The 23,602-nt window shown below is 58.4% G+C and carries 13 protein-coding genes; 6 read left to right on the forward strand and 7 right to left on the reverse strand.

Going from position 1 to position 23,602, the window contains the following annotated elements:
- Nucleotide 1: 1 nt before the first annotated feature.
- The 3 genes from BLL38_RS04010 to BLL38_RS04020 form a co-directional block, all read right to left on the reverse strand.
- Entirely contained in the window at nucleotides 2-607 is a 606-nt protein-coding gene (locus BLL38_RS04010) for a hypothetical protein (RefSeq protein WP_232243861.1), read from the reverse strand.
- A 90-nt stretch (nucleotides 608-697) separates the two neighbouring features.
- The gene (locus tag BLL38_RS04015) at nucleotides 698-2,434 is read right to left on the reverse strand and encodes an Ig-like domain-containing domain (RefSeq protein ID WP_076961364.1); all 1,737 of its coding nucleotides are present in this window, start codon (nucleotides 2,432-2,434) and stop codon (nucleotides 698-700) included.
- A gap of 34 nt (nucleotides 2,435-2,468) precedes the next feature.
- The gene (locus tag BLL38_RS04020) at nucleotides 2,469-10,790 is read right to left on the reverse strand and encodes a Tc toxin subunit A-related protein (RefSeq protein WP_076961365.1); all 8,322 of its coding nucleotides are present in this window, start codon (nucleotides 10,788-10,790) and stop codon (nucleotides 2,469-2,471) included.
- A gap of 558 nt (nucleotides 10,791-11,348) precedes the next feature.
- Between BLL38_RS04020 and BLL38_RS04025 the strand changes: the two genes are divergently transcribed.
- The 3 genes from BLL38_RS04025 (at nucleotide 11,349) to BLL38_RS04035 (ending at nucleotide 13,786) form a co-directional block, all read left to right on the forward strand.
- On the forward strand, nucleotides 11,349-12,125 hold the full coding sequence (locus tag BLL38_RS04025) for an AraC family transcriptional regulator (RefSeq protein ID WP_076961366.1): 777 nt from the start codon (nucleotides 11,349-11,351) through the stop codon (nucleotides 12,123-12,125).
- Nucleotides 12,126-12,225: 100 nt separating this feature from the next.
- Entirely contained in the window at nucleotides 12,226-13,131 is a 906-nt protein-coding gene (yddG, locus tag BLL38_RS04030; RefSeq protein WP_076961367.1) for an aromatic amino acid exporter YddG, read from the forward strand.
- 328 nt (nucleotides 13,132-13,459) lie between these two features.
- Nucleotides 13,460-13,786, forward strand: a complete 327-nt coding sequence (locus tag BLL38_RS04035) for a DUF2388 domain-containing protein (protein WP_076961368.1) — start codon at nucleotides 13,460-13,462, stop codon at nucleotides 13,784-13,786.
- Nucleotides 13,787-13,865: 79 nt separating this feature from the next.
- Here BLL38_RS04035 and BLL38_RS04040 read toward each other — a convergent pair whose 3' ends face one another.
- Together BLL38_RS04040 and BLL38_RS04045 are read right to left on the reverse strand one after the other, a co-directional pair.
- Nucleotides 13,866-17,012 carry an efflux RND transporter permease subunit gene (locus BLL38_RS04040; protein ID WP_076961369.1) on the reverse strand — a complete coding sequence of 1,049 codons (3,147 nt, stop codon included), beginning with the start codon at nucleotides 17,010-17,012 and terminating at the stop codon, nucleotides 13,866-13,868.
- A gap of 30 nt (nucleotides 17,013-17,042) precedes the next feature.
- Complete coding sequence (locus BLL38_RS04045; RefSeq protein WP_479725133.1) at nucleotides 17,043-18,194, reverse strand: efflux RND transporter periplasmic adaptor subunit; 1,152 nt, start codon at nucleotides 18,192-18,194, stop codon at nucleotides 17,043-17,045.
- Between the two features lie 181 nt (nucleotides 18,195-18,375).
- On the opposite strand from BLL38_RS04045, the gene BLL38_RS04050 reads away from it, so the two are divergent.
- Entirely contained in the window at nucleotides 18,376-18,954 is a 579-nt protein-coding gene (locus BLL38_RS04050; protein WP_076961371.1) for a TetR/AcrR family transcriptional regulator, read from the forward strand.
- Here BLL38_RS04050 and BLL38_RS04055 read toward each other — a convergent pair.
- Nucleotides 18,925-19,854 (reverse strand): helix-turn-helix domain-containing protein, encoded by a 930-nt coding sequence (locus tag BLL38_RS04055; RefSeq protein ID WP_076961372.1) that lies wholly within the window; start codon nucleotides 19,852-19,854, stop codon nucleotides 18,925-18,927. The two genes, BLL38_RS04050 and BLL38_RS04055, sit on opposite strands and share 30 nt — an antisense overlap.
- A 213-nt stretch (nucleotides 19,855-20,067) precedes the next feature.
- On the opposite strand from BLL38_RS04055, the gene BLL38_RS04060 reads away from it, so the two are divergent.
- Nucleotides 20,068-21,414, forward strand: a complete 1,347-nt coding sequence (locus BLL38_RS04060; RefSeq protein ID WP_076961373.1) for an aminotransferase class III-fold pyridoxal phosphate-dependent enzyme — start codon at nucleotides 20,068-20,070, stop codon at nucleotides 21,412-21,414.
- Between the two features lie 61 nt (nucleotides 21,415-21,475).
- On the forward strand, nucleotides 21,476-22,963 hold the full coding sequence (locus BLL38_RS04065; RefSeq protein WP_076961374.1) for an aldehyde dehydrogenase family protein: 1,488 nt from the start codon (nucleotides 21,476-21,478) through the stop codon (nucleotides 22,961-22,963).
- Between the two features lie 11 nt (nucleotides 22,964-22,974).
- Here BLL38_RS04065 and BLL38_RS04070 read toward each other — a convergent pair whose 3' ends face one another.
- Nucleotides 22,975-23,451, reverse strand: a complete 477-nt coding sequence (locus tag BLL38_RS04070; RefSeq protein WP_076961375.1) for a MarR family winged helix-turn-helix transcriptional regulator — start codon at nucleotides 23,449-23,451, stop codon at nucleotides 22,975-22,977.
- Nucleotides 23,452-23,602 lie beyond the last annotated feature (151 nt).

Below are 23,602 nucleotides of genomic sequence, written 5' to 3' on the forward strand. Positions count from 1 at the left end.
TTCATCGTCCCTGCGTGTTGACACGCGCAAGGGGATCTCCCCAACGGCTGTAGCCGGGGCGATCAGGGTGCGCCCCTGGACATTGCTCATCGCGTAACCGGGCCTTTTTCCCGGTGACGCAACCACAGAGTTCGCAGATTTTACGATTGCTCTCGCCCGTCAGGGCTGCGCCCACCCGATAGGCCAGCTTGTCTGGCGTCGCAGTGTGATGCGGGCAGGCCTCACAGGCACTAAGCCGTTGTTCGAAAAGATCGTTGTCGGTGGTCTTGAATCCTCCACGTCCCCAGGCCACAAAAGAGTGTGCCGCTTTTTTCAGCAACGCACTGTTACTCAGTTCGATACTCGACGACCGAGCGCTTGTGTGACTACTGTTTTCGGGTTGCAGAGACTGTTGTGGATGCGCCAGCAGATGGTCACGAAAGACAGGCGCTATACGTGCCGTAAAGAGCGCTGTGGCGTACGTTGGGTTATCGATAATGGCGGTGAAAACCGCTCTGCTGACCGGTCCATCCAGTCCGAGATAATGACCGGTCTGTAAACAGCCGTCGTCGAGGCTGGTAAACGCCTGGAAGTCAGGAGGCATTGCTTGATTGTCGCTGATTGTCATATTGAAGACCTTTTTGCCGAGGTATATGAGCTGCCTCTAACCAGGGGTATCCACCCGAATGGATACCCCTTTGGTTCTGGGTCGATAGCGTCAGCTGGAAGGAGACTGAAAGGCTGCCCGGACATATTGTGGATTCAAGGCATTGCCATCCGCGGAGAGCAGGTCAGAGACCGTTATCTTGTACGTCACCCCCGGCTTCAGGTCGGCAATCAGGTTGATGGTATTCGGTATGCCTGGGGGGCTCACCACACTCAGTACTTTGGCCGCCGGGTGAAGGAAGTAGTTGGCGACGTCTTGTGCCGAGGCTTGGTCCAGAGGGTCACTGAAAGTCAGCGCGACAGGCGCCTTTATGTCGGCCCCTGGAACGGCGTAGAGCAACTTGAGCGTGGCGGGTTGAGGACCACCGGCGCAGGGAGGGGAGGGTTCAAAAGAAACCGCCCGGCGGTAGGTTTCAATGCGGCAATCCAAGTCCGTCGCATGGCAGCCGGTTTCTGGATGATCTGCCTTGGTCGGGATATGGCTGAAGAATGCCTCTACCTGGCTTATTGCAGCAAAGATGACAGACGGATAAAGCGGATTGAATACGCTTTGCAGGACAGAGGGCGCCAGATAGTCTGCGACTGATTTGCAGAGCAAACCTGTAGGCCCTACCGGTTGCGTATCCGAGAAACGGCTGACCAGATACCCCAACACCAAGGCCAACCCTTGCCACTCCAGTGCTTCGGCACGTACCAGGCCGCCTTGCACCAGGACGTACTTTTCTTTGCCCAGTTTCAGCGAAAAAGCATTGGCCCCGCGACTCGCCGCATCCAGGATGAAGTGGGTGTCCGGGTAGATGGAATGGAAGAGCTTGAACAGCCACAAACAATAACCTGCTCGCTGCGGGTCACGTACCGAATAAGCCTGCTGGGAGTGTTGCGCTTCCTCGGCCTGTATCCGGGTCAGGAATCCCAAATCTATGGCATGCTGCGGAATTTCCAAGGTAAACCCATGGTCGCCCTGCAGGGTAATTCCGCCGGTGCCCGCGCCTGAGCTGCGCAATAAGGTTGCTGCGCTTTTTCCGGCATTAGCCAGGAACGCATCCACGGCTTGCGTCGGACGCGCTGAAAGAGCCGTGCTCTTGAGGTTGGCAGCGTGAGCATTGATTGCCGCGTCATGGGCTCGGGTTGTTACAGCGGGCTCGGTGCCTCGATGAACCGCCAAGCCTTGGTCAGCTAACTCGTCGTAGTACAACTGCACGGAAAAGTCGCCAGACAGGATACCGTCCGTGTCGATCAGGTGCCCGTCCAAGTTGATAGGTTGCCCGATGGACGTCGAGATATTCCACACGCCACCCGTGTAACTTTTGACTTCCAACTTGGTGATTTCAGTGGGTGCGCCGTTGGCTAAGAGCACCTTATAGCCTGGCCTTAGCATCTGCGCCTGGATCAGTTTGCGGTCCGCGCCCAGAAATGTGTGATTCATGGTGACGGTGACAGTGATTTCTTCTGCGCCAAGAAGGAATGAAACATAAGCCATTTCCGGCTGGACACTGGTCACAGTTGTCCCGTTGGAAAAGGCGACGTCACGTACTTGAGACTGACCGTTGGGGTCGTACGCAAGTACAGAATCACCGACCACAAAGGTCTGGATGGCTTTAGTCTGCGTGGTCGACTGGCGCACCGGGGTGTCGAAGGCCAGGCAGGAACAGGTGCAATTACAGCATGTTCCCGTTATTGCATCGCAGACCAGAACCAGATGGTTAACGGGCCATCCATTGGCTTTGCACGTGTTATTGATTTGCGTTGACACGCTGCCACAATGTTGAGCTTTGCACATATCCGTCATGGTGTTTCTCCTTGTCATAAGCGCCGGGTGCTGCCTAAGGCCGGTTGGCGATGTAACTCACCAGCAGGCCGATAGAGATCAACTTGGTCGGGTCAATCCACCCTGTCTCGGTGGCGGCGATGCCAGATGGCACACCGCTTTTGGTGACGATCAGCGACCAGGGCTGATCGACCCAATCGGTGATGCTAAGGCCGGTAGCCGTCGCGACACCATTGGCTGCATTGAAGGTCAGAGGGACCTTGTTAGCGTTGGCCCCGGCACCTATTTCAAGAGAGGTTACAAGATTGCCTCCCAGCGTGATGTCATCGGGCAGTTGTAGCAGGGCGTCGATCCCTACCACCTGGTTGAGGCCTAGGTTGGCCGGGAACCATCCACGAGCCATGACTACGGTAAAGGCTTGTTGCGTGGCGTCTCTGGGGGGATGCGTAAAACCGAACCATTGAGTGGGGAAATTGGCGGCAAGATTGAAAGCGCGCTGGGCGCGATATGGAATGTTATTGATCTTGCTGCGGACCTCATTCGCAAAGGGTGTGCCACCGTCCAGTGCGGTGTAGCGCAGCCTGATTACCACATCGGTCAGGCTGGTATAGTCGAGTCGGTTACTCTCTTTGGGCATTTCCAGTCGGTAAGCGCCTATGGCGCCTGTACCTTCAAATGGCAAGTAGCGAGCATCGTTGAGATCCAGCTGGAACATACCGGCATCGTCAATACCGCTTGAAAGGACCACCTTCTGGCTGGCCCTCCAGTTTGCCCGGAGTACGCTGGTATCAGGGGTTTGAGAGCTGAGGCCCAACAGGTAGTCGACACCATCTATATCGGGCTTGATCAGAATCTGGCTGCCGGTCTGGGTCAGCGTGGCCTTGATGTTCTGATTCGGCCCCAGAATCGCTGGAATGGTGATGGAAATCGACTTGACTTGCCTGGCGTAGTGGCCCGGATAGTCGAGATCAAACAAGTACTCGCTGAGCAGGACATCGCATACCCCGGTATTTTGAAAGCGAACAAATGCTTCCGGGTCCAGGGCCAGTAAGGAGATGGTTTTTTCAATCTCGAAACTGCGAGTGTTGTTGCGATAATAAGCGGCCTCCATCTGGCTCAGACTGATCATCAGCTGTTCACCGGCCAGCAGGCCTTTATGCAGCCCGTCCCAATAGTCGAACGTGATGAAACGGTCGGTCGAGTTGATCTCGAACTGGTAAGCCTGCTGCGCGGAAACTGCCAGCTCCAAGGCCATTCGGTAAGCTTGCCCGTAGACGGTGCTCAACCGTGCAACCATCCATTGGTACAGCTCTACATTGGTGAATTTCTTACGCAGGAAGTCATCCACTTCAGCGGCATTCGTCAAGGTTTGGCGATGCGTCGCCAGCTGTTGCTGCAGGGTTTGCAGTTGCAAGTTGGAGGCGACGATTTGGCTGTCCAATACCTGAACATCGTACTTGGCTTGAGTCAGTGCCTGTTGCCATTCCTGTTCGCGTCGCTCGAAGCCTGAGACCATCTGGCTGACATCGCCTACACCCTTGGAAATCTGTGCCATCACTTCAAAAATTGAAGCCGCAGCTTTCAAGCTGTTACCTATCTCTCGCCCACCATAGGTCATGGCAAAAGGTGAGCCGGCGTTGGGTATCAGGAACGCGCCGGACGACAAGCCATTCATGATGGTACTGGTGGTGCTCAGGACGTTTGACAGAATGACCATGGCTACTTGCAGTTGCTCGGCTGGGATCAAGCCCTCATCGATTAACGCCTGGTAGAAAGACTGCCGTGCAGTAACGGCCTGATTACTGATCTGCAACCCAGCAATGCGCTCTTTTGCCTCGGCAATCTGCAAGTCCATCGACCGGGTCGTGAGATTAAGTATCTGGATCTGTTGGCCGGCGCTCAATCGTGCAAGTGCTTCGGCATCGTTCTTCTCCAGCGCGCCCAACAGCAGGCTGCCAATTTGGCTGAGTTGCTGGGTGAAGTCCTTGGCCATACGGAAAATAGTCGTGAAACGATAGGGGGGCGCGCCCGCCTGTAGCTGATCAACCACTTTGGACGCGGCTCCCGCCGCAGAGGCCCGAACCAGTGCCATCGGATCAATGGGTGGTTCAAACAAGGCCAATTGACGCACGACGCCATGAATATTCATGCAATGACGGATCTTGAACAGGCGTTGTTCGACCATGTCCCAATATTTGATCAGGTCGCTGTTTTCAGGTACGCAGAAGTAAGAGTCCAGATCATTGAACGGGACGTAACGATCGCTGCTATCCAATGGTATGGCGACTGCCTCGGAGAGCCCCGAGACGTTTTCCATGTCAATCAAAAATTGCGGGATATCGGTACCGTACTTCGTTTGTATATCTTTGAACGTCGCCGGTGCTTCAGTCGCGCAACTCCCGACGTCAATCGGACGCGGCCCCAGCAGTTCACGGGCGACGATGTAGAGCAACGTCGCCTGGCTGACTGACTCCCAGGTGTCCTTGGTGTACTCGAAATCACCCCAGTCGAGCAGTAAACCGACATACCGCATCACAATCGCTTTCGGGTAGGCCGTTCCACGAAGACGAGCAATGACGTGAGGTTCGAAGGGATGGTTGTTATAAGCCTGGATTTGCAATGGGTCGGTCAGGATGTCTTTCAGGTGCTCAACCGACAGGTCGCGAAAAGCAACCAGTTGCCAGAATCGATTGTTCTGATCTTTCACCGTCGGATCAGAACCAACCGGTATGGTTGGGTTGAAGATGTATTCAAACCACTGCCGGGCCTCGGCGAAGCGCTGGTTGGCCTGCAATTGGCTTGCGATCATCCAAGGGCCGTAGAGATAAATCTCCCAGAAGTAAAGGCCATACGGTCCTTTGTAGTCGATGGCGTCACCATCAAGCAGCAGGGGCGGCTTGATGTTGGGGGAGGGGGCCCCCTTGTTGTAGAAGCGACTGAATGGGAACGCTGGAGTAGCGGGCTCGACCTGGGTGGATGGCGAGAGCAACCTGGGTACACCCCCGGAAAATAGTGCCCGGCTCAGACGACCGATGGCGCCAGTCGACAACCGCTCGACTGACCAGATAATGCTCTCGAAGGGAGCTGGGGAGTCGGTGTAGTTGCCAGAGATCAATGTTGTCTGGTTCGTTTCACTGCCTGCGTGGACTGATACATATTCCTCGAGTCGCTTGATGCCCGGTTCAGTCGAGCGCAGGATAAATGACTCGTCTCCGTTATCCCACAAGAACCATAAGGGCTGGTTGATGACCGGACTGGTGAATCCGGCCCGGTCGCTGACGTTGAACAAAACCTCCACGCTCTTTGTAGGTATCCAGACATCGGTGGCCCCCTGACCGACCGCATTGATCAGGAAGACGTTGTCGAAGTCGGTCATCCGCATCAACGGCACTTGGTCAGACGCGACAACTGCTCGAGGAATCTGTGGCAGGTAGGGTTTGGGGGCTGTGGGGTTGAGGTTGTAGGCGCCAAGAACCGGATAGGTCGGTGAGACATCGAGCCCATTGAGCAGCAGGCGTGACTGGTTTGCATAGGTAGCACCGCTCGTCCCTTGATTCGAGGCAGCTATGGCGTACTGGCTGGAGTTATACAGCGTTTGGGCCAAGGCCATGGCATCGGGATTAGTGATGACCTTTGGATCAGGGGCAACCGGTGGAATGGGAGTGCCGCCCGGCAGGTCGTAGAACCAGCCATAGTTGACGATAATGCTGTCTTGCGCGTCGTTTTTGCCCTTGATCAACATGGGCGTCGCGATCCTCCATTCCGGGCGGTTGACGTTGAAGTCGGCCGGGTTGATCTGTGGTGTGCTGTACCCCCCCTGCATGGGGGCGAAATTGATGACAAAGTGGTCAAGCGTTTGTGGGCTGGTCCACTTGCCGCTGAAATTGATAAAGCTGTACTTCAGCGTTGCCCCTGTGTCGGCGGAGTTGTTCGCGCTTCCTCCCTGCACCATTGAGGCTGATGTTGTGTCCTGTTCTACCCAAAACAGAAAAAGTCGGTCATAGGCGTAAAGCGGAGAAACAATCGGCGAAGGTATAAGCAGGTCGACTTTCTCAAAGGCGGTCCATCCAGTGGTATCAATCCGTCGTTGCAGGTAGTAGGTGTAGGGCGCGGTTGCCGTGCGCGACAGCAGGTACAGCATGGGCGTCATCGTGCCCTGGGATGAGGGGTCCGGCGCAATGCCATAGTAAGAGCCGACGGGCTTCAGCTGTGCAAGTGACTCGAAGGTTTCAAAGTAGTCAACATAGGCATCGTTGACCGTTATCGGGGTGATATCGTTAGCTGTGAGGTTATCCTGAATGTTCTGAAACTGTGGGGTTTTGTCCAGGCGTAACTGCGGCTCAAGGTAGTTCTCCGGGTAGAGGAAAACCTTGCGATTAGCTTCCCATAACGGGTATGACCCGATCCAGCTCCACCAGATCTCCGGAATGCTCAGTTTTGAGATACCTGGTTCCAGCATCATTCTGGCGCGTTGCATATAGAGCTGAACCGAGAGAAGGGCTTGCTTGATGTAAGAGATGTCGGCACATCCACTCATTTGAGTGTCGATCAATAGGTAGGCGTAGAGCTCGTCAATGTTGTTGATCGTGGCAAATGTGCGGTTCAGTGTATAAATCGCGTAAGGCGTCAGCACATCACGCTTGGCTTCGTTCACCGCGTTCTCGACGGGACGGTAAACAGTCTCCCAACCCTGGTTGCCGTAACGCGCTTTGAGCGATCCAATCGTCGAAGTCGATGCTGCCGAGTACTTGGTCCACGTGGAGGTATCAACCTGTGCCGGCAGGATATTGAGCCGAGCCAGCGACAGAGTTCCGTCAATATCCAGGCCAAGGTTTGTGGCCGTGTCGAAGCAGGCTTTCATTGTGACAAGCCCTGCCACAGTGCTGTCGTCCGCAGAGGTGCCATACAGCGTTGAGCGCAATCGGCAGATCTGACTTACCGGCCAACCGCTCAGCGTTGAGAGGACCTCGGTCTTTTTATCGACCAAGCAATCTTGTCCGGCAGGCAGAGAAAAATACTCAGGCAAGCGCTCTTTAGTGTCATCCCAGACCTCGCGCAAGCGCTGGTAATTCCACATGGCCCGCACATTATCCAAAGTAAGCGTATTCAACGCGGCGATCCCGAAGGGCGCAGGGCAGTCGATTACAAAGGTGATGTCACTGGCGTTAAATCTCAGTTGCTGATTCAGCGTGACGACTCGAGACATCAACACCATGAAGTCACATATTGCCGGCGAGGGAGAGACCCATCGACCGGGCTGACCTACCGGTGGTTGCAAGAACGCAGCCACATAGTCTGTCAGACCTACTGTCGCGGCAATGTCCGGGCCAAGGGCCAAGAGCGTACCCGTATCAGAACCCAGCACAACCCCCAGTTGTTCTGACAACTGGAAGCGCTGTACACCACGGTTGGGGTGCTCGATATTTGGAGCTCCGCCGTAGGACAGCAACACGGCAACCACATGCTCGATCCGACCTTTGGTCAACAGTAGACGTGCCTGTACCTGGGCAATCATCGATTGACGGTCTGGCTGCGAGGCAAATAGAAACGATAAATCTGTTGCAGCGGTAAAACTTACCGTTAACACCCCTGTGCTGCTTAGTACGTTGTGGCTGACCAGTGCATCGAATGCTTCCTTGGACTGCTGTGCGTCAATCCGTGGGGAAACAAAGGACGCCACATCAAGAGGATCGACAAAAGCAACGCTGGTAAAGTCCACAACCTTTTCTAAAACGGCACCATACACGCTAAGAAAGCCTGCCTGATGTGTACTGAGCCGATCGAAGAAAACCTGCGACTGTTCGCCAGTAATATCCTGGCTGATAAAGCCTGGCCCCAGCACCAGCCAGTCCTGTGCCGTCTGCCAAAGCGCGGCGAGAATATTGGGCAGCGCCGCCAAGGTGAACATCGGGGTGTAGTGCTTGCTGACGGTGCCACGCAGCGAATAATCCAGCGCGTAGACATTCAGACGTGATTCTTTCAACCAGCTTGCCCAGTCTGCTACAGCCATAGCGCTATCGAGATCAGCGACTACGGGGATCTCGAGTAGGTCGAGCAGAATCAGATATTCGCCAACCGTCAATTTGGTCTGGCGCGCAAATTTTGCATAGCTGTAAAGCACAGACAGGTTCGGTACGCTGAGAGGGATCTGTACTGCATTCGCCGTCAAGTCACCTGACAGTTTCAGCGATGCCAGAACCCGTTGCCCAATTGCGGTCAGATCATCATCCACGACATTCAGGCCGGCACGAAGCCGACTGCGCAGCTCCGCCAGTTGCGAGCTCGGTGCGGCGGGGGCATCGGGAGCCCACTCGGCGACTATGTCCTGATAGGTGATGTTGCCTGGGTATATCGGGTGATAAACAGGGAGTGCATCGGAAGGCGTATTGGCGGTCGGGATCACCACCATCACCGCCTGTTCTACCGCCTGGGCGAACGCGCCAGTCACGGTCAGAGCTATATCACTGACAACTGTAGCGACGACTTTGAGTTCTCCCGCGACTCGCACCCGCATACCCACTTCTATTTGTTGCTTGAAGGCGGTGTTGGTGCCGGTCACCGTAGTGCCCTGCACCGAGACGGTTCCTTTGGCGGAGAACGCAGGCAGCGCACCTACCGTCGAGCCCAGTATCGATGCGCTATTGAACAATCGGTCAAACATATCGAGGGGGCGCCCCGGATCGTCGATGCCTATTGTCTTTAGCGGTTGAAACAAACCGAGGGTTTCTTCCACAGAGCAACCCAGGCGTTGTGCTAAAGCCACTGTCCTACCTACAGCGGATACCGCATCAGCGTCGATGCGGCCTTGGCCAAGGGTCTGTATCAACCAGTCCAGATCGGCGTAGGGGAGTGTGCTTGCATTGGCCAGGCGTATGAATCGATTGAGCCTGTCCAATGCGGCCAGGTCGAGATTGGCAATACGGGATACTGGCATTGACGAATCGGAACGATCAATCATCACTGAAAGACACTTATCTGCCGCGAGCCCATTATTTATGAACAATAAAGTGGCTAGTCCGGCCGCCTGCTCCTGTGCCGACAGCTGTTGATTCAGCAATGCTTGCAGTTGTGCAAAGTCGAGGCCGGTACGCTGGGTGAACACCAGGGAGAAGCCAAGATCAGTGGAGGGAAAGTCCATCATGGTCGAGGCGCCAGCATCTATATTCCAGAGTTGGACGGTGGTGAGTCGAGTCGCACTATCGACACTGAGCACCTGGGCACGTTGAGGCCCCAACTGAACGAAGTCCCCCACTTTCACCTGACTGGTAAAATCGGTGCCGTCACCGGTTACCGTATTTTTATCTTTGGCGACACTAACCGTCCCGCTGAGCAGCCTCTTGAGTAAACGACCGTCACCAATGCCGTAGTAAGGACCTATCGCCTCAGCGCTGGTCAACGCGGTTGTGACTATTTGCGTGGTCGTGGGACTCAGACCAAGGGCCTCACGACCAATGGCTAGTGGGCCGGGGAGTTCAGATGTCGCAGGAGTTGAAACTTGCGCCTGATAGGTTTGGTAGATGTTTAGTAAAGAAGGCCCAAGAGTTGCGCAGTAAATCCGGGTCTGGGCTAGAGGTAGAATGAAAGGCAAGACGAATGGATAGGGTTGATCGGTCAAGGCCCTAAACACGTCATTCCAATGGGTAGAGCTGGCAATGGATGCTTCCAGGACTTCGTTGATGATTTGCAGATAGGGAACAAGCTGGCGAGTCATCTCCGGAGTCAGGGGAATATTCTCAATATCCGGGCGCCGCTCACTCAAATGCCAACCACTTGGAATGCCGGCATTGTAAGTCTTGTTGTCGATATACTGATAAATGATACGGAGCATGTCGACCATATAGGCCGAAGGACTGAAGATTGACTGATCAGGATCGCAACTGCAGTAGTCCAGCGATCCGAAGAAGTCCTGGTAACTCGGGATTGCTTCTATTAATGCGGCAAGATCAGCATCGGCAGTATTCATCGCTCCTGCACGGTAAAACGCAGACCCCACCGACCCTTTCAGCGCAAAGGCTGTCAGCTGGGCACGTAGCTTTGCTTGAACCGCAGCACGGTGAAGCAGACGAGCCGTTGCGGGGTCAATGTCGAGACGAGTTGCCTGTTTCTCGACAAACTCATCCTCTGACTGTTGAGCAATGTGATGCGCTGAAACCAGCCCAGCTTTCACCAAGCGATCAGCTAGATGTGGATCATCGGTGACTTGCTGCAAGCGCTGATAGGTTTTCAGGGCCTCTATGTTGTCCGCAGACAAGCTGGAGAGAATCATCTGGGATTGTGCAGTTTTTTTGAAAAAATCGTGCTTTCGAAGATTGAACTCAGGATTTTGCGAAAAAAACTTTACAAACGTTCCGCCAGAAATACCCATTGTAAACAGCATGATTTCACCTTCCTTGGTGCGGCCGTTTGTTTTCGATGGTGCTGAAAAAGAGCTATTGCCCATGGAGCAGGCAGAGGTGTATTGGGTATAGCGTACCTTTGGCAAAATGCCATTAAGAAAACTATTTTGACCATACGGTGAACGTCATCAGCTAATAATAATTTCGCATCCACTTGATTTTATTGACTTAAGTCCAGGGCGCATGAAAATCATGCACGTGAGATGTTCATCTGAGGGACGTGATTGCGCGGCAGTGCGATCTTTCAAGTTGGCGGTAAGAAGCATTGGGGCGAAACGGGTGAAGTGGTGATTTTTCGCCTCTGTCATAGCCGCAAAATGTTTGTAGTGGCCTACCCACGGTCAGCATGATCCGTACGATTACGTTAAGCACGTGCTTATGCCTGTCGAAGATCGTATCTCAGGAAGAGGTGTAATTCCTGTGTTCACACGTGATCAAGTTAACCGCAGTTACTTGACTGCAATTGCTACCGTTAGCAGGTTGGTTCCTGGAGTTACCGTTGACGTAAGATAAGTGCCTCGGATTAAGGAGAGTGATGGATGAACTCTAAGGCCCCCCAACCATTCTCTCTGGCTCTGCGCTCCTATTCTGGTCAGGTCGAGCTTCACGAACATGACTTTCATCAAATCGTCCTGCCCCAGTCCGGTTGCATGGAGATTGAGGTCGATGGACGCGGTGGCAAGGTCGATGCGAGCCAGGGCGTGGTGATCGCCTCCGGGGCCCGGCATACATTCCTCGCCAACACCCATAACAGTTTCCTAGTGCTGGACGTATTGAGTCAGCGTGCCGACGTGCACAAAAGCACCGTACAGTTGCTTGACCCTCTCAATGAAAAACGCTTTTTTGCGGTCAGGCCCGATATTCGTCATTTGCTCGATTACGCAAGCAGCAATGGACCACGGTTGATCAGTTCGCCTACGATGGCTGAGTCATGGAGCCGGTTGCTGCTGGGTTCTTTATTGCAGCCAGAGGTTGCGCCGAACGATCCCGGGCAGTTTATCCTCGCCAGGGCATTGGCCTACATCGAACAGCACCTGAGTACGCCCATGACGGTGTATGACATTGCCCGTAACGCTGGGACCAGCGAGCGGCGCTTGTATGTCCTGTTCGGGCGGCACCTGAAAATCACCCCGTTTACCCATATAGCGACCTTGCGCCTCAATCTGGCCATCGACCTGTTGCACCAGACCGCTCTGTCGATCACTGAGATTGCGCATCGCGCCGGTTACGCCGACCAGAGTGCACTGAGCCATGCCCTGAAGAAAGCCCGTAACCTGACCCCGGCCTCGGTGCGCAAGCAAGCGCGCGGCCACTAAAAGCAGCAGACTTGAACAATTTTTTAGCGGGCTTGATCAATACGTCCTCGTACAACCTATCTATTGTCCCCGCATCAGGATTATCCGCAGACGGGCTAGCATGAACACGACTAACGCATCCAGCGCCATCACCAAAAGCGCCGTAGGTGCCACTCTGATTGGAGTGATTGCGGTGTTCCTGTGGGCGTGTCTGGCGCTACTGACCACCTTGACAGCCGGAATCCCGGCCTTTCAGTTGCTGGCATCGAGTTTCGCCGTCGCGTTCGTGGCGAGTATCTGCATACTCGGCTTGCGTGGCGCTGGGGGGTTCAGCAGTTGGCGACAGCCCTGGTATGTATGGGCAACGGGGTTCGCCGGCATCTTCATTTACCACTCGTTGTATTTCTTTGCCCTGAAGACCGCACCGGCGGCTGAGGCCAGCCTGATTGCCTACCTGTGGCCTCTATTGATCGTCCTGCTCTCAGGGTTTTCTACTGGCGAGTCGTTGCGCAAGCGCCAACTGCTAGGAGCCTTGCTCGGCCTGGCGGGGACAGCCTTCATCATGCAACAGCGTGCCCAGGGTGAAAGCGTCGGCATGCCGCTTATCGGTTATGCCGCAGCCTTTGCCTGCGCGTGGGTCTGGTCGATCTATTCGGTGGTCAACCGGCGTTTCAGTAATGTCTCAAGCAGCATCATCGGTGGTATTTGCGGCCTGATCGCAGTGGCTGGGCTGCTCTGCCACCTGGCTTTTGAAACCACGGTGCGGCCGGACGCAGGCCAATACGCAGCAATCATCGCCCTGGGGCTGGGCCCAGTGGGTCTGGCCTTCTTCGCCTGGGATCACGCGACCAAACACGGAAACCTAGCGATGCTTGGCGCCCTGTCTTACCTGGCGCCGCTGGTCTCCACCCTACTGCTTATTGCCGTGGGGCAAAGCGATGCCAAGCCGATCCTGATAATTCCCGCAGTGCTGATCATCACGGGAGCTGTCATTGCCACTTTCCGGTCACGCAAGGCCTCGCGGTGATATCGACCTGGACTCTCGTTGAACCGAGCACCGCTGGAGCTCAAGTAAAGACTAGCTTAGAAAAATCCAGAGTGAAATTTTTGAGTCTTTCAAGAAGTATGAAAAAGGAGATGGGGGGCTAGGGGGCGAGTGTTTGAATCACTCCGTCCCGACCATATTTTCTGAGTAAAGCCAGATGCTTAAGCCGATCAGCCAGATCGGCTTTTTTGTGCCTGCGCAAAACCTGCCAAACCATTCCTATAGCCCGCACAGATAAGGTGGGCGGCCAAACACACCTCCCCAACTCTGTTATCGTGGCGCCCCTCTGAACGCAAGGAAGCACTCACCCATGGATTTTTGGCACCCTCTGGCAATCACCCTCCTGCTGGTGGCTGGCACTCAGGCGGTGGCCGCCGAAAACAATAACCCGTTCCAGGCGGCGCTTATGCTCACCTCGGTAGCGCCCTTTGTGATCACCTCGGGAGCCACTGCGGGAACCTTATATATCCCAGAGCTTTTCAAATCGTCCAAAAGTGACGCGCTGTCGTTTATTGGTTCCGATAGCGAGATCCGTGGTGCGCAGTTTGAGCAGGCGTGCAGGTATTACCGTTCGGCCTACAAGCCAGCGCTGATGTCTGACGCGCAACTGGCCCTGGCGATTGCCGCCGCAGGTTGACGTCGGCTACACCACCGCCAGGGAACCACCGAGCCCCTGCGAGGCTGCGACAGTTCCCACAGTTGATTTTCGTTATCCCTTACTCCTTGACCCGCGTGGCTGGCAGTGTGTTGTCACCCTGATGGGGGGCCGATTTTGGCTTGAGCATCGACAGCACCCAGACAAAGAACACCGGCACAAAAATCACCCCCAATACCGTCGCGCTGAGCATCCCGCCGACCACGCCGGTGCCGATGGCGCGTTGGCTGGCAGCACCCGCGCCGGTGGCGATGGCCAGGGGCACCACGCCGAGGATGAAGGCCATGGAGGTCATGACGATGGGGCGAAAGCGCAGGCGCGCGGCTTCGATGGCGGCATCGCGCAAGGAGTAGCCCTGGGCCCACAGGTCCTTGGCAAACTCGACGATCAGGATCGCATTCTTGGCCCCCAGGCCAATGATGGTGATCAGCCCGACCTTGAAGTACACGTCGTTGGGCATGCCCAGGCTGGTCACGGCCAGCACCGAGCCGAGGGCGCCCACCGGTACGATCAGCATCACCACAAAGGGGATGGCCCAGCTTTCATACAGCGCCACCAGCAGCAGGAACACCACCACGAAGGCCAGCGCAAACAGCTGCAAGGCCTGGCCGCTGGCGATCTTTTCCTGGTAGGACAAACCGGTCCATTCATAGCCGATGCCCGCCGGCAATTCCGACACCAGGCGCTCGATCTCGGCCATGGCTTGCCCGGTGCTGACGCCGGGCGGGGCATCGCCGGCAATACGGATCGACGGGTAGCCGTTATAGCGGGCAATCTGCACCGGGCCTTGTTCCCACTGGGTGCTGACAAAGGCACTCATGGGCACCAGGGCCCCGAGGTTATTGGGGAGGAACAGCTTGAGCACGCTGTCCGGCGTCATCCGGTCGCGCTGGTCGGCCTGTACCACCACCCGCTGTTGACGCCCGGCATTGGCAAAGTCATTGACCACCGCCGAACCGAACGCGGTGGACAGGGTGCTGTTGATCGCATCAAACCCCACCCCCAGGGCCTCGGCTTTTTCCCGGTCGATGGTCAGGCGCAATTGCGGGGCCTCGGCCAGGCCTTCCATCATGGCGTAGAGGATCTTTGGGTTGCCGTTGGCCTGGCTCAGCAACTGGTCCCGTGCCGCCAGCAAGGCTTCGCGGCCCAGGCCTGCACGGTCCTGCAGGCGCAGGGAGAAGCCCCCGGAGTTACCCATGCCGTCGATGGGCGGTGGGCTCACCGCCATGATTGCGCCGTCGCTGGGGTTGGCAAAGTGTTGATTGACCCCGGCGGTTTCGGCTTCGGCAGATTGGTCATCGCCGCGCAGTGACCAGTCCTTGAGGGTCGGGAAAGCCAGGCCGGCGTTTTCGCCCATCCCGGAGAAGCTGAAGCCCAGTACCAGGAAGGTGCTGGCGACCGCCTCGCGGGAGGCCAGGAACTGTTCCAGTTCCTGGCCGGTGGCCGAGGTCCGTTCCCGCGAGGCGCCGGGTGGCAGTTGCACGTCAACGATCATATAGCCCTGGTCTTCCACGGGCACAAAGGACTCCGGCAGGCGCAGGTAGGTAAAGCCCAGCAGGGCCACCAGCCCCAGGTACACCAGCATCACCCGCCCGGTGCGTTTGACCAGGTGATGATTGAGCGCGCTGTAGCGGTCGGTGAGGCGCCCGAACAGGCGGTTGAAGGCGCCAAAGAACCCGCGTTTCTCATGATGCCCCTCGGCCACGGGCTTGAGCAGGGTCGCGCACAGGGCCGGGGTGAAGGTCAGGGCGAGGAAGCCGGAGAACAGAATCGACACCGCCAGGGTCAGGGAAAACTGCTGGTAGATGACCCCCACCGAGCCAGCCATGAAGGCCAGGGGCAGGAACACCGCCGACAGCACCATGGTAATCCCGATGATCGCCCCCGACACCTGGCCCATGGCCTTGACCGTCGCGGCGGCTGGCGACAGGCCCTCATCGGCCATGATCCGCTCGACGTTTTCCACCACCACAATGGCGTCGTCCACCAGGATGCCGATGGCCAGCACCATGCCGAACATGGTCATCATGTTCACCGAGAAGCCCAGCAGGTACATCACCATCAGCGTGCCCAGCAGGCACACCGGCACCACGATGCTGGGGATCAGGGTATAGCGCACGTTCTGCAGGAACAGGAACATCACCAGGAACACCAGGACCATGGCCTCGACCAGGGTATAGATCACCTTTTCAATGGCTACGTCGACAAACCGCGAGGTGTCATACGGCACCGAGAATTCGACGTTGGGCGCAAAATTGACTGACAACTCCTGCAGGCGCTCCTTGACCGCACTGGCGGTCTTCAGCGCATTGGCCCCCGGCGACAATTGCACCGCTGCCCCCACTGCCGGCTTGCCATTGAGGCGCGTGGTGAAGTTGTAGTCCTGGCTGCCGACCTCGATCCTCGCCACATCGGCCAGGGTCACCTTGGAACCATCCTGATTGGCGCGCAGCACAATGCGCCCAAATTCCTCGGGGTTGTCCAGGGTGCCCTTGACCGCCAGGGTCGCGGTCAATTCCTGGCCGACGGCGCCCGGCGAGCTGCCGAAGCTGCCTGCGGGCACCTGGACGTTCTGCGCGCTGATGGCCCGGCTCACATCGTCGATGGACAAGCCGTAGCCCACCAGGCTTTGCGGATCGAGCCAGATGCGCATGGCGGCTTCCGCGGCAAAGAATTGCAGCTTGCCCACGCCTTCGACCCGGCGGATTTCGTTGTTGATATTGCGCGCCGCGTAGTCGGCCAACAGGGTCGTATCCTGATCGCCCGTGTCCTCCTTGTAGCTCAGGGCGTAGATCAGCAGAAAGCCCGCACTGGTCTGCTCCACCTGGATCCCCTGGCTGAGCACCGCCTGGGGCATGCGCGCCTCGGCTTTTTTCAGGCGGTTCTGGACCTCGACCTGGGCCATGTCCGGTTGGGTGCCGGGCTTGAAGGTCACGACGATTTCCGCCATGCCGTTGGAGTTGCTGGTGGAGTCGAAGTAGAGCAGGCCCTTGGCGCCATTGAGTTCTTCCTCGATGACACTGGTCACCGAATCCACCAGCACCTTGGCCGACGCCCCGGGGTAGGTGGCGGTGACGGTGATTTGCGGCGGGGCGACACTCGGGTATTGGGCCACCGGCAGGGCCGGGATGATCAGCAGCCCGGCCATGGAGATAAATAACGCAATGACCCAGGCAAACTTGGGGCGCTTGATAAAAAACACAGACATGGTGAGACCTCGAACGCGGTGATGCCGGGCTTACTGGCGTGCTGCTTGTTGTTGGGCAGTGGGGGCTGCGGGGGCTTTAAGCACCACTTTGTCACCCGGGGCGAGGCCGGCCTGGCCGCCGATAATCACCCGGTCACCGGCCTCCAGGCCCTGGGTGATCTGCCAGCGTTGGCCCTGCATGGCGCCGGTTTGGACGGCGCGTGGGCTGACACGGTCGTCGGCATCCACCACCAGCACCTGGGCCTGGCCGTCGCTGCCGCGCTGCACGGCGCGCTGGGGCACGAGCAAGGCTTGCTGGTCGGTGCCCTGGGGCACGTTCACGCGCACATACATGCCCGGCAACAACACCCCTTCAGGGTTGCTGAAGCGCCCGCGCAACGACACCTGGCCGGTGCCACGGTCTACTGCAATATCAGAGAACAACAGCGTGCCCTGGCTGTGGTAGTCGGTGCCTTCGACCAGCAGTGATAGCTGCGACGGGTCGCCCGCCGACAGGCTGCCGTGCTTGAGGGCCTGGCGCAGTTTCAGCGCCTGGGCCACCGGCTGGGTGAAGTCGGCGTAGATCGGGTCCAGTTGCTGGATGCTAGCCATCAATGTCGCTTCGCCTTGGCCGACCAGGGCGCCCTCGGTCACCAGGGCGCGGCCGATACGCCCGGAGATCGGCGCGCGGACGGTGGCGTAGCCCAGGTTCAAACCGGCGGTTTCCAGGTCGGCCCGTGCCGATTGCTGGGCGGCCTGGCTGCTTTTCAGGGCGGCGCGGGCGGTGTCGAGGTCCTGGCGGCTGATGGCTTCGACGTCGGCCAGTTGTTCATAGCGCTTGACCTTGGCCTGGTTCTCGAACAACTGCGCCTCGATCCGTGCCAGCTCGCCCTGGGCCCGTGACGCAGCAGCCTTGAGGGGCGCGGGGTCGATCTGGAACAGCAGGTCGCCGGCCTTGATCTCGGCGCCTTCCTCGAAGTGGCGCCGCAACACGATCCCGGCCACCCGGGCCCGCACCTGCGCCACCCGGACCGGCTCGATACGCCCGGGCAGTTCCGTGGACAGGGAGAAGGCCTCGGGGGCGACAGTCACGGTCTCCACTTCCCGGGGCGGCGGGGCCGTTTCGGGCTGGTCGGGGGCGCCACAGCCGGCGAGGCCGACAAGGGCCACTGCGGCAAAGCTGAAAATACGCAGGTCGCGCAAAGCGTTCATGTGTCACCTGGAGGCTAGGTCTGGAAAGGTGCGCATGATATATAGCTGCCCCTATTGAGACAATATCGTCTCAAAAGATTCTTTTGTGTTTAAAAATGTCATTTTCCTTGAGGTCGGGGGGATTTTCGGCACAATGCCTTCCACTTCACGCCCAACCAATGAGCCAGTTGCCATGTCTTCGCCCGCTCCCAACGAAAAACTTCTCAAGGCCCTGGCCGTTGCCATCGTTGACCATCCCCGGGCCACGCTCCAGGAACTGGCGCGCGCGGCCGGCATCAGCAAGGCCACGCTGCACCGCTTCTGCGGCACGCGGGAAAACCTGATCGAGATGCTGTTGGCGTACTCGCGCGAGGTCATGCAGCAGGTGGTCGACGACTCGGACCTTGTGCGCGCAGCACCGGCCGAGGCCCTACGGGACTTGATCGACAAGCACCTGGCGCACCGTGAGTGGGTGTTGTTCATGGTGTTCCAGTACCGGCCGGACACCTTGAACAACCATGGTTGGCAAGCGTACCTCAGCGTTTTGGACCGCTTCTTCCTGCAAGGGCAGCAGGCTGGGGTGTTTCGCATCGATATCGCGGCGGCGGTGATGACCGAGCTGTTTACATCGCTACTGTGTGGCCTGGTCGAGGCGGAGCGCCTGGGCCGCGCCGCGCCGGCGGGAACGGCCTGGGTGATGGAGCAGATGTTCCTGCATGGGGTAACGGCCGCGCAGCCGCACTCAGCGTTGTCGCAGGGTCTGCGAGGGTAGTTCGCCAAACAGGGCCTTGTACTGGCTGGCAAAGTGGCTCAGGTGGTAAAAGCCCCATTGGGCCGCCGCATCGCCAATGCTCACCTCGGCTGGCGAGGACATGGCCAGGCGCCGCCGTACCGCATTCAGGCGCACGCTGCGCAGGTAATCCACCGGGTTGGTGTCGGCGATGGTCTGGAAGCTGTACTGCAGCGCGCGTCGGCTGACGTGCAGGCGCTGGCACAGATCAAGAATGGTGATGGGCTCGTCATGGCTGGCGAGGGCGATCTGCTGGCTCATTTTCACCAGCGACTGACGTGCCGGCACACTGGGGCGCCGGCGTTTTCCAGCGCTCTCCACGCTCCCCAGCAGGTCCAGGAAACCACCGAGCAGGCTGTGTTCCATCAGTTTGGCCGTGGCCTCATTGAAGCGTTGCGGCGTGCAATCCAGTGCCTGGCCCAGTTGCTGCCGGATGCGCTGGTGCAGTTCGCTGGTGCGCTGCCAGGGCGACTGCAGCGACGGTGCCGTGGTCAGTTGCCGGTAGCTGCGTGGGCTCAGGTTTAGCGCGGCCAGACTCAGGACTTTGTCGCGGGCAAAGGTCGCGGCAAAGATCTGGGTGTTTTCCGGGGCGTGGAACATGAATTCTTCATGGGTGTTCAGGATGGCCAGGCAGTTCTGCGTGCCCTGGCTGTCGGTGCACAGCGGAATCGAAAAGCACATGCGCTCGGCGGGCGACTGGCCGTATTGCACGATGCGCCGGTTCAACTGCTCGTGGAATATCTGGAAGGGCCCGCTGCACAGCTGCCGCAAACGGCTGGCAAACCGGCCGGGGGACAGCTGGTCGTAGGTCTGGTCCCAGTCGTGTACCGAGCGCGCGTGCTGGCTGGCGTCGGTAAAGCTAAGGCTTTCGATCTGCGTCATGGTCATCACCGGTGTGCGGGTAGCCGCCGGTGGTTGAACATCCCCTGCGGCGGTTTGCGCCTCAATACATCACGGTTGCCCTGGGGCATGCAACCCATTGGGCAGCCTTGTGGCAAGTGTGCCGAATTTGGTTAACGGCCCGACCGCGTTGCTCCCTACAGTCCAGACGGGTCCGAAACCTCTCGGTCCGCCTCTTCGGAAGGGAGTGCAATCATGTACACGCATTATCAGAACGCCGAAAAAAAATTCTGGCACCCAATGCGAGCGGCCGCAGCCGCTGCGGGCGAACAGACCCTGATCATCGCCAGGGGCAATGGCAACTACGTCACCGATATCCATGGCTGGCGCATGCTCGACGGCATCGCCGGGTTGTGGAACGTCAACGTCGGCCATAACCGCGAAAGCGTCAAGCAGGCGATCCATCGCCAGATGGACGAGCTGGCGTACTACCAGACCTTCGACGGCATTGCCCATCCCCGGGTGTATGACCTGGCGGAGCGCTTGACCGGGATGTTTGCCCAGGAAGATATGCAACGGGTGTTGTTTTCCAGCGGTGGCTCCGATGCCATCGAAACCGCCCTGAAAATGAGCCGCCAGTATTGGATTGCCGCCGGGGAGCCCGAGCGCACCCGGTTCCTGTCCTTGCGCAATGGCTACCACGGCGTGCACATGGGCGGCACGTCGGTCGGCGGGATCAGTGCCTATCACTTCAACCATGGGCCGCTGCTTGAAGGCTGCACGCTGCTCGACAGCCCCTGGACCTATCGCAACCCCTGGGACTGCAGCGACCCCCAGGCCTTGACCGACCACTGCATGCATCAGCTGCAAGCGCAGATCCTCGCACTGGGGCCACAGACGATTGCCGCCTTTATCGCCGAGCCGGTGCAGGGCGCGGGCGGGGTGATTGTGCCGCCTGCGGGCTACTGGCCGCAGCTGCGCGCGGTGTGTGATCGCTACGGTATTTTGCTGATTGCCGATGAAGTGGTCACCGGTTTCGGGCGCAGCGGTTCGATGCTCGGTTCGCGGGGCTGGGGTGTGGCGCCGGACATTCTGTGCCTGGCCAAGGGCATCTCCGCCGGCTACATCCCGTTGGGCGCCACGGTATTCAATGGGCGCATTGCCCGGGCTATCGAAACCGCCGACAACTTCGGCCAGGTGATCATGCACGGCTACACCTACAGCGGCCATCCCACGGCCTGCGCGGCGTCCCTGGCGGTGCTGGATATCGTCGAGCAGGAAGACCTGCCAGGCAACGCGGCGAAGGTCGGCGCCTATCTGCTGGAGCGGCTCAAACCATTGAGTGAACGCTTTGACGTGGTGGGCGAGGTGCGCGGCAAAGGCCTGATGCTTGCCCTGGACCTGGTGAGCGACAAGCGTCTGCGCACCCCCATCGACCCGGCCCTGGGCTACGCCTCGCGCCTGGCCGAGCGTGTGCGCCTGGAAGGGGTGCTGGTGCGCCCGGTGGGGACCAAGATCATCCTCTCGCCGCCCCTGACCCTGACGCTGGAAGAAGCCGACCTGATCTGCCATGCCCTGGAAGTCGGCCTGGCCCATACCTGATCCCCCCATGAGCGGCGCCCATCGGGCGCCGCACTGATGATTGCCTTGAGGAACCCTGTTTATGAGCGACATTGCCTTGCTACCCGCCGTTACCGAATTCCTTGCCCGCGCACCGGCCAACTTTATTGATGGCGCCTACCGGCCCAGCACGTCTACCCAGCAGATCGCCATCCATAACCCGGCCAACGGCCAGGTGATCAGCCACATCGTCGATGCCAGCGACGAGGATATCGACGATGCCGTCGCCAGTGCACGCAAGGCCTTCAAAGGCGCTTGGGCAGACACCTCGCCCTATGCCCGTGGCGTGATCCTCAACACCTTTGCCGACCTGCTGGAAACCCATGCCGAGGAATTGGCGCAACTGGAGACCCTGTGTTCGGGCAAGTCGATCAACCTGTCACGCGGCCTGGAAATGGCCCAGAGCGTGGTGTTCCTGCGCTACTTCGCCGGCTGGGCGAGCAAGATCAACGGCCAGACCATGAGCCCCTCGATTCCGTCCATGGGCGGCGAGCAGTACATGGCCTACACCTTGCGCGAGCCGGTGGGGGTGGTTGCCGGGATTGTGCCGTGGAACTTCTCGGTGATGATCGGCATCTGGAAGATCGCTTCGGCGCTGGTCACCGGCTGCACCATCGTGGTCAAGCCCAGCGAATACACGCCGTTGACCCTGTTGCGGGTAGCCGAGCTGGCGTTTGAAGCCGGTGTGCCGGCGGGCGCCTTTAACGTGGTCAATGGCACCGGGCAGGTGGGGCAGCAATTGATTGCCCATGCCCAGGTCAGCAAAGTTGCGTTCACCGGCTCGGTGCCCACCGGGATTGCCGTGGGCAAGGCGGCGATGGCCGCTGACCTCACGCGGGCGACCCTGGAGCTGGGTGGCAAGAACCCGGCGGCGCTGTTGGCCGATGTCGAGATGGACCAGGCCGTGGCCGGCATGGTGCAGATGGCTTATGTGCACCAGGGCCAGGTGTGCGCCTCGCCGGAACGCCTCTATGTGCATCGTTCGCGGATCAGTGAGTTCCTGGAAAAACTCGGGCAGGCCCTGGGCGCCCTGAAAATTGGCTCGCCCCTCGATGAGAGTACCCAGTTTGGCCCGCTGGCCAACCAGGCGCACCTGGAGAAGATTCTCGACTTCTTCGCCCGGGCCAACCAGAACAACACCGTAATCTGCGGGGCCAAGGCCATTGACCGGCCGGGCTACTTTGTCGAGCCGACGCTGATCCTGGCCAATGGCCCGGATGATCCGTTGCTGCAAGAAGAAGCCTTTGGCCCGGTGCTCTGTGTATTGCCCTACGACACGGAGGAGGAACTGGTGACCCTGATGAACGACTCGCCCTACGGCCTGACGGCCAGCCTGTGGACCAACAACCTGTCCAAGGCGCTGCGCCTGATCCCACAGATAGAGGCCGGCACGGTATGGGTCAATATGCACACCTTTCTTGACCCGGCGCTGCCATTCGGCGGGGTCAAGGCCTCGGGCATGGGCCGCGAGTTTGGCGATGCGTTTATCGAGGCCTATACCGAGCTCAAGTCGGTGATGATCCGTTATTGATCCACAGGGGGTCAGTCTTCGGGCAGGTTGTCGAACAGGGTTTCGAGCAAGCTGTTGAGCTTGTTGAGCTGCGCGTCCGTCAGGCCCTTGAAGCTGTTCTTGAAGATATCCGCCGTGATCTTGTGGCTCTGCGCGATGGTTTCGTACCCGACCTCTGTCAGCGAAACCTGGGTGACGCGCCCATCGTTGGAGCAGACATTGGTCTGCACCAGGCCGTCGGCTTTCATGCGGTAGACGATCTTGGTGATCGTCGGCAGCTTGGCAATGGCGTGGGTGGAGATTTCCGAGATGCTCGACGCGCCGTTGTCCTTGAGGATCAGGAGGATGCGCCAGCGGGGGATGTCCATGTCGATTTTTTTCAGGGCCTTTTCCATCGCCATGGAATAGCGCCCGTTGACCCGGGCGAGCCAGTAGAAGGGAAACTCTTCTTTCTTGAACTCCTGGCTGGCAGGGTTATGACGATTCACACGTTTTTTCGCGGGGGTCATGCTCAGGCTTCGAGTAGTGGGCAACGGTCAATTGTTGCATATTCACGAGATTGACGTCGCACCCTGTGAGAGCGTCGCTTGCCTGCGATGCAGTGCTCCAGTCAGCATTTCTGGTGGCTGGCACACCGCTATCGCAGGCAAGCCAGCTCCC

The organism is Pseudomonas gessardii (genome assembly GCF_001983165.1).
GTDB classification, from domain to species: Bacteria; Pseudomonadota; Gammaproteobacteria; order Pseudomonadales; family Pseudomonadaceae; genus Aquipseudomonas; species Aquipseudomonas gessardii.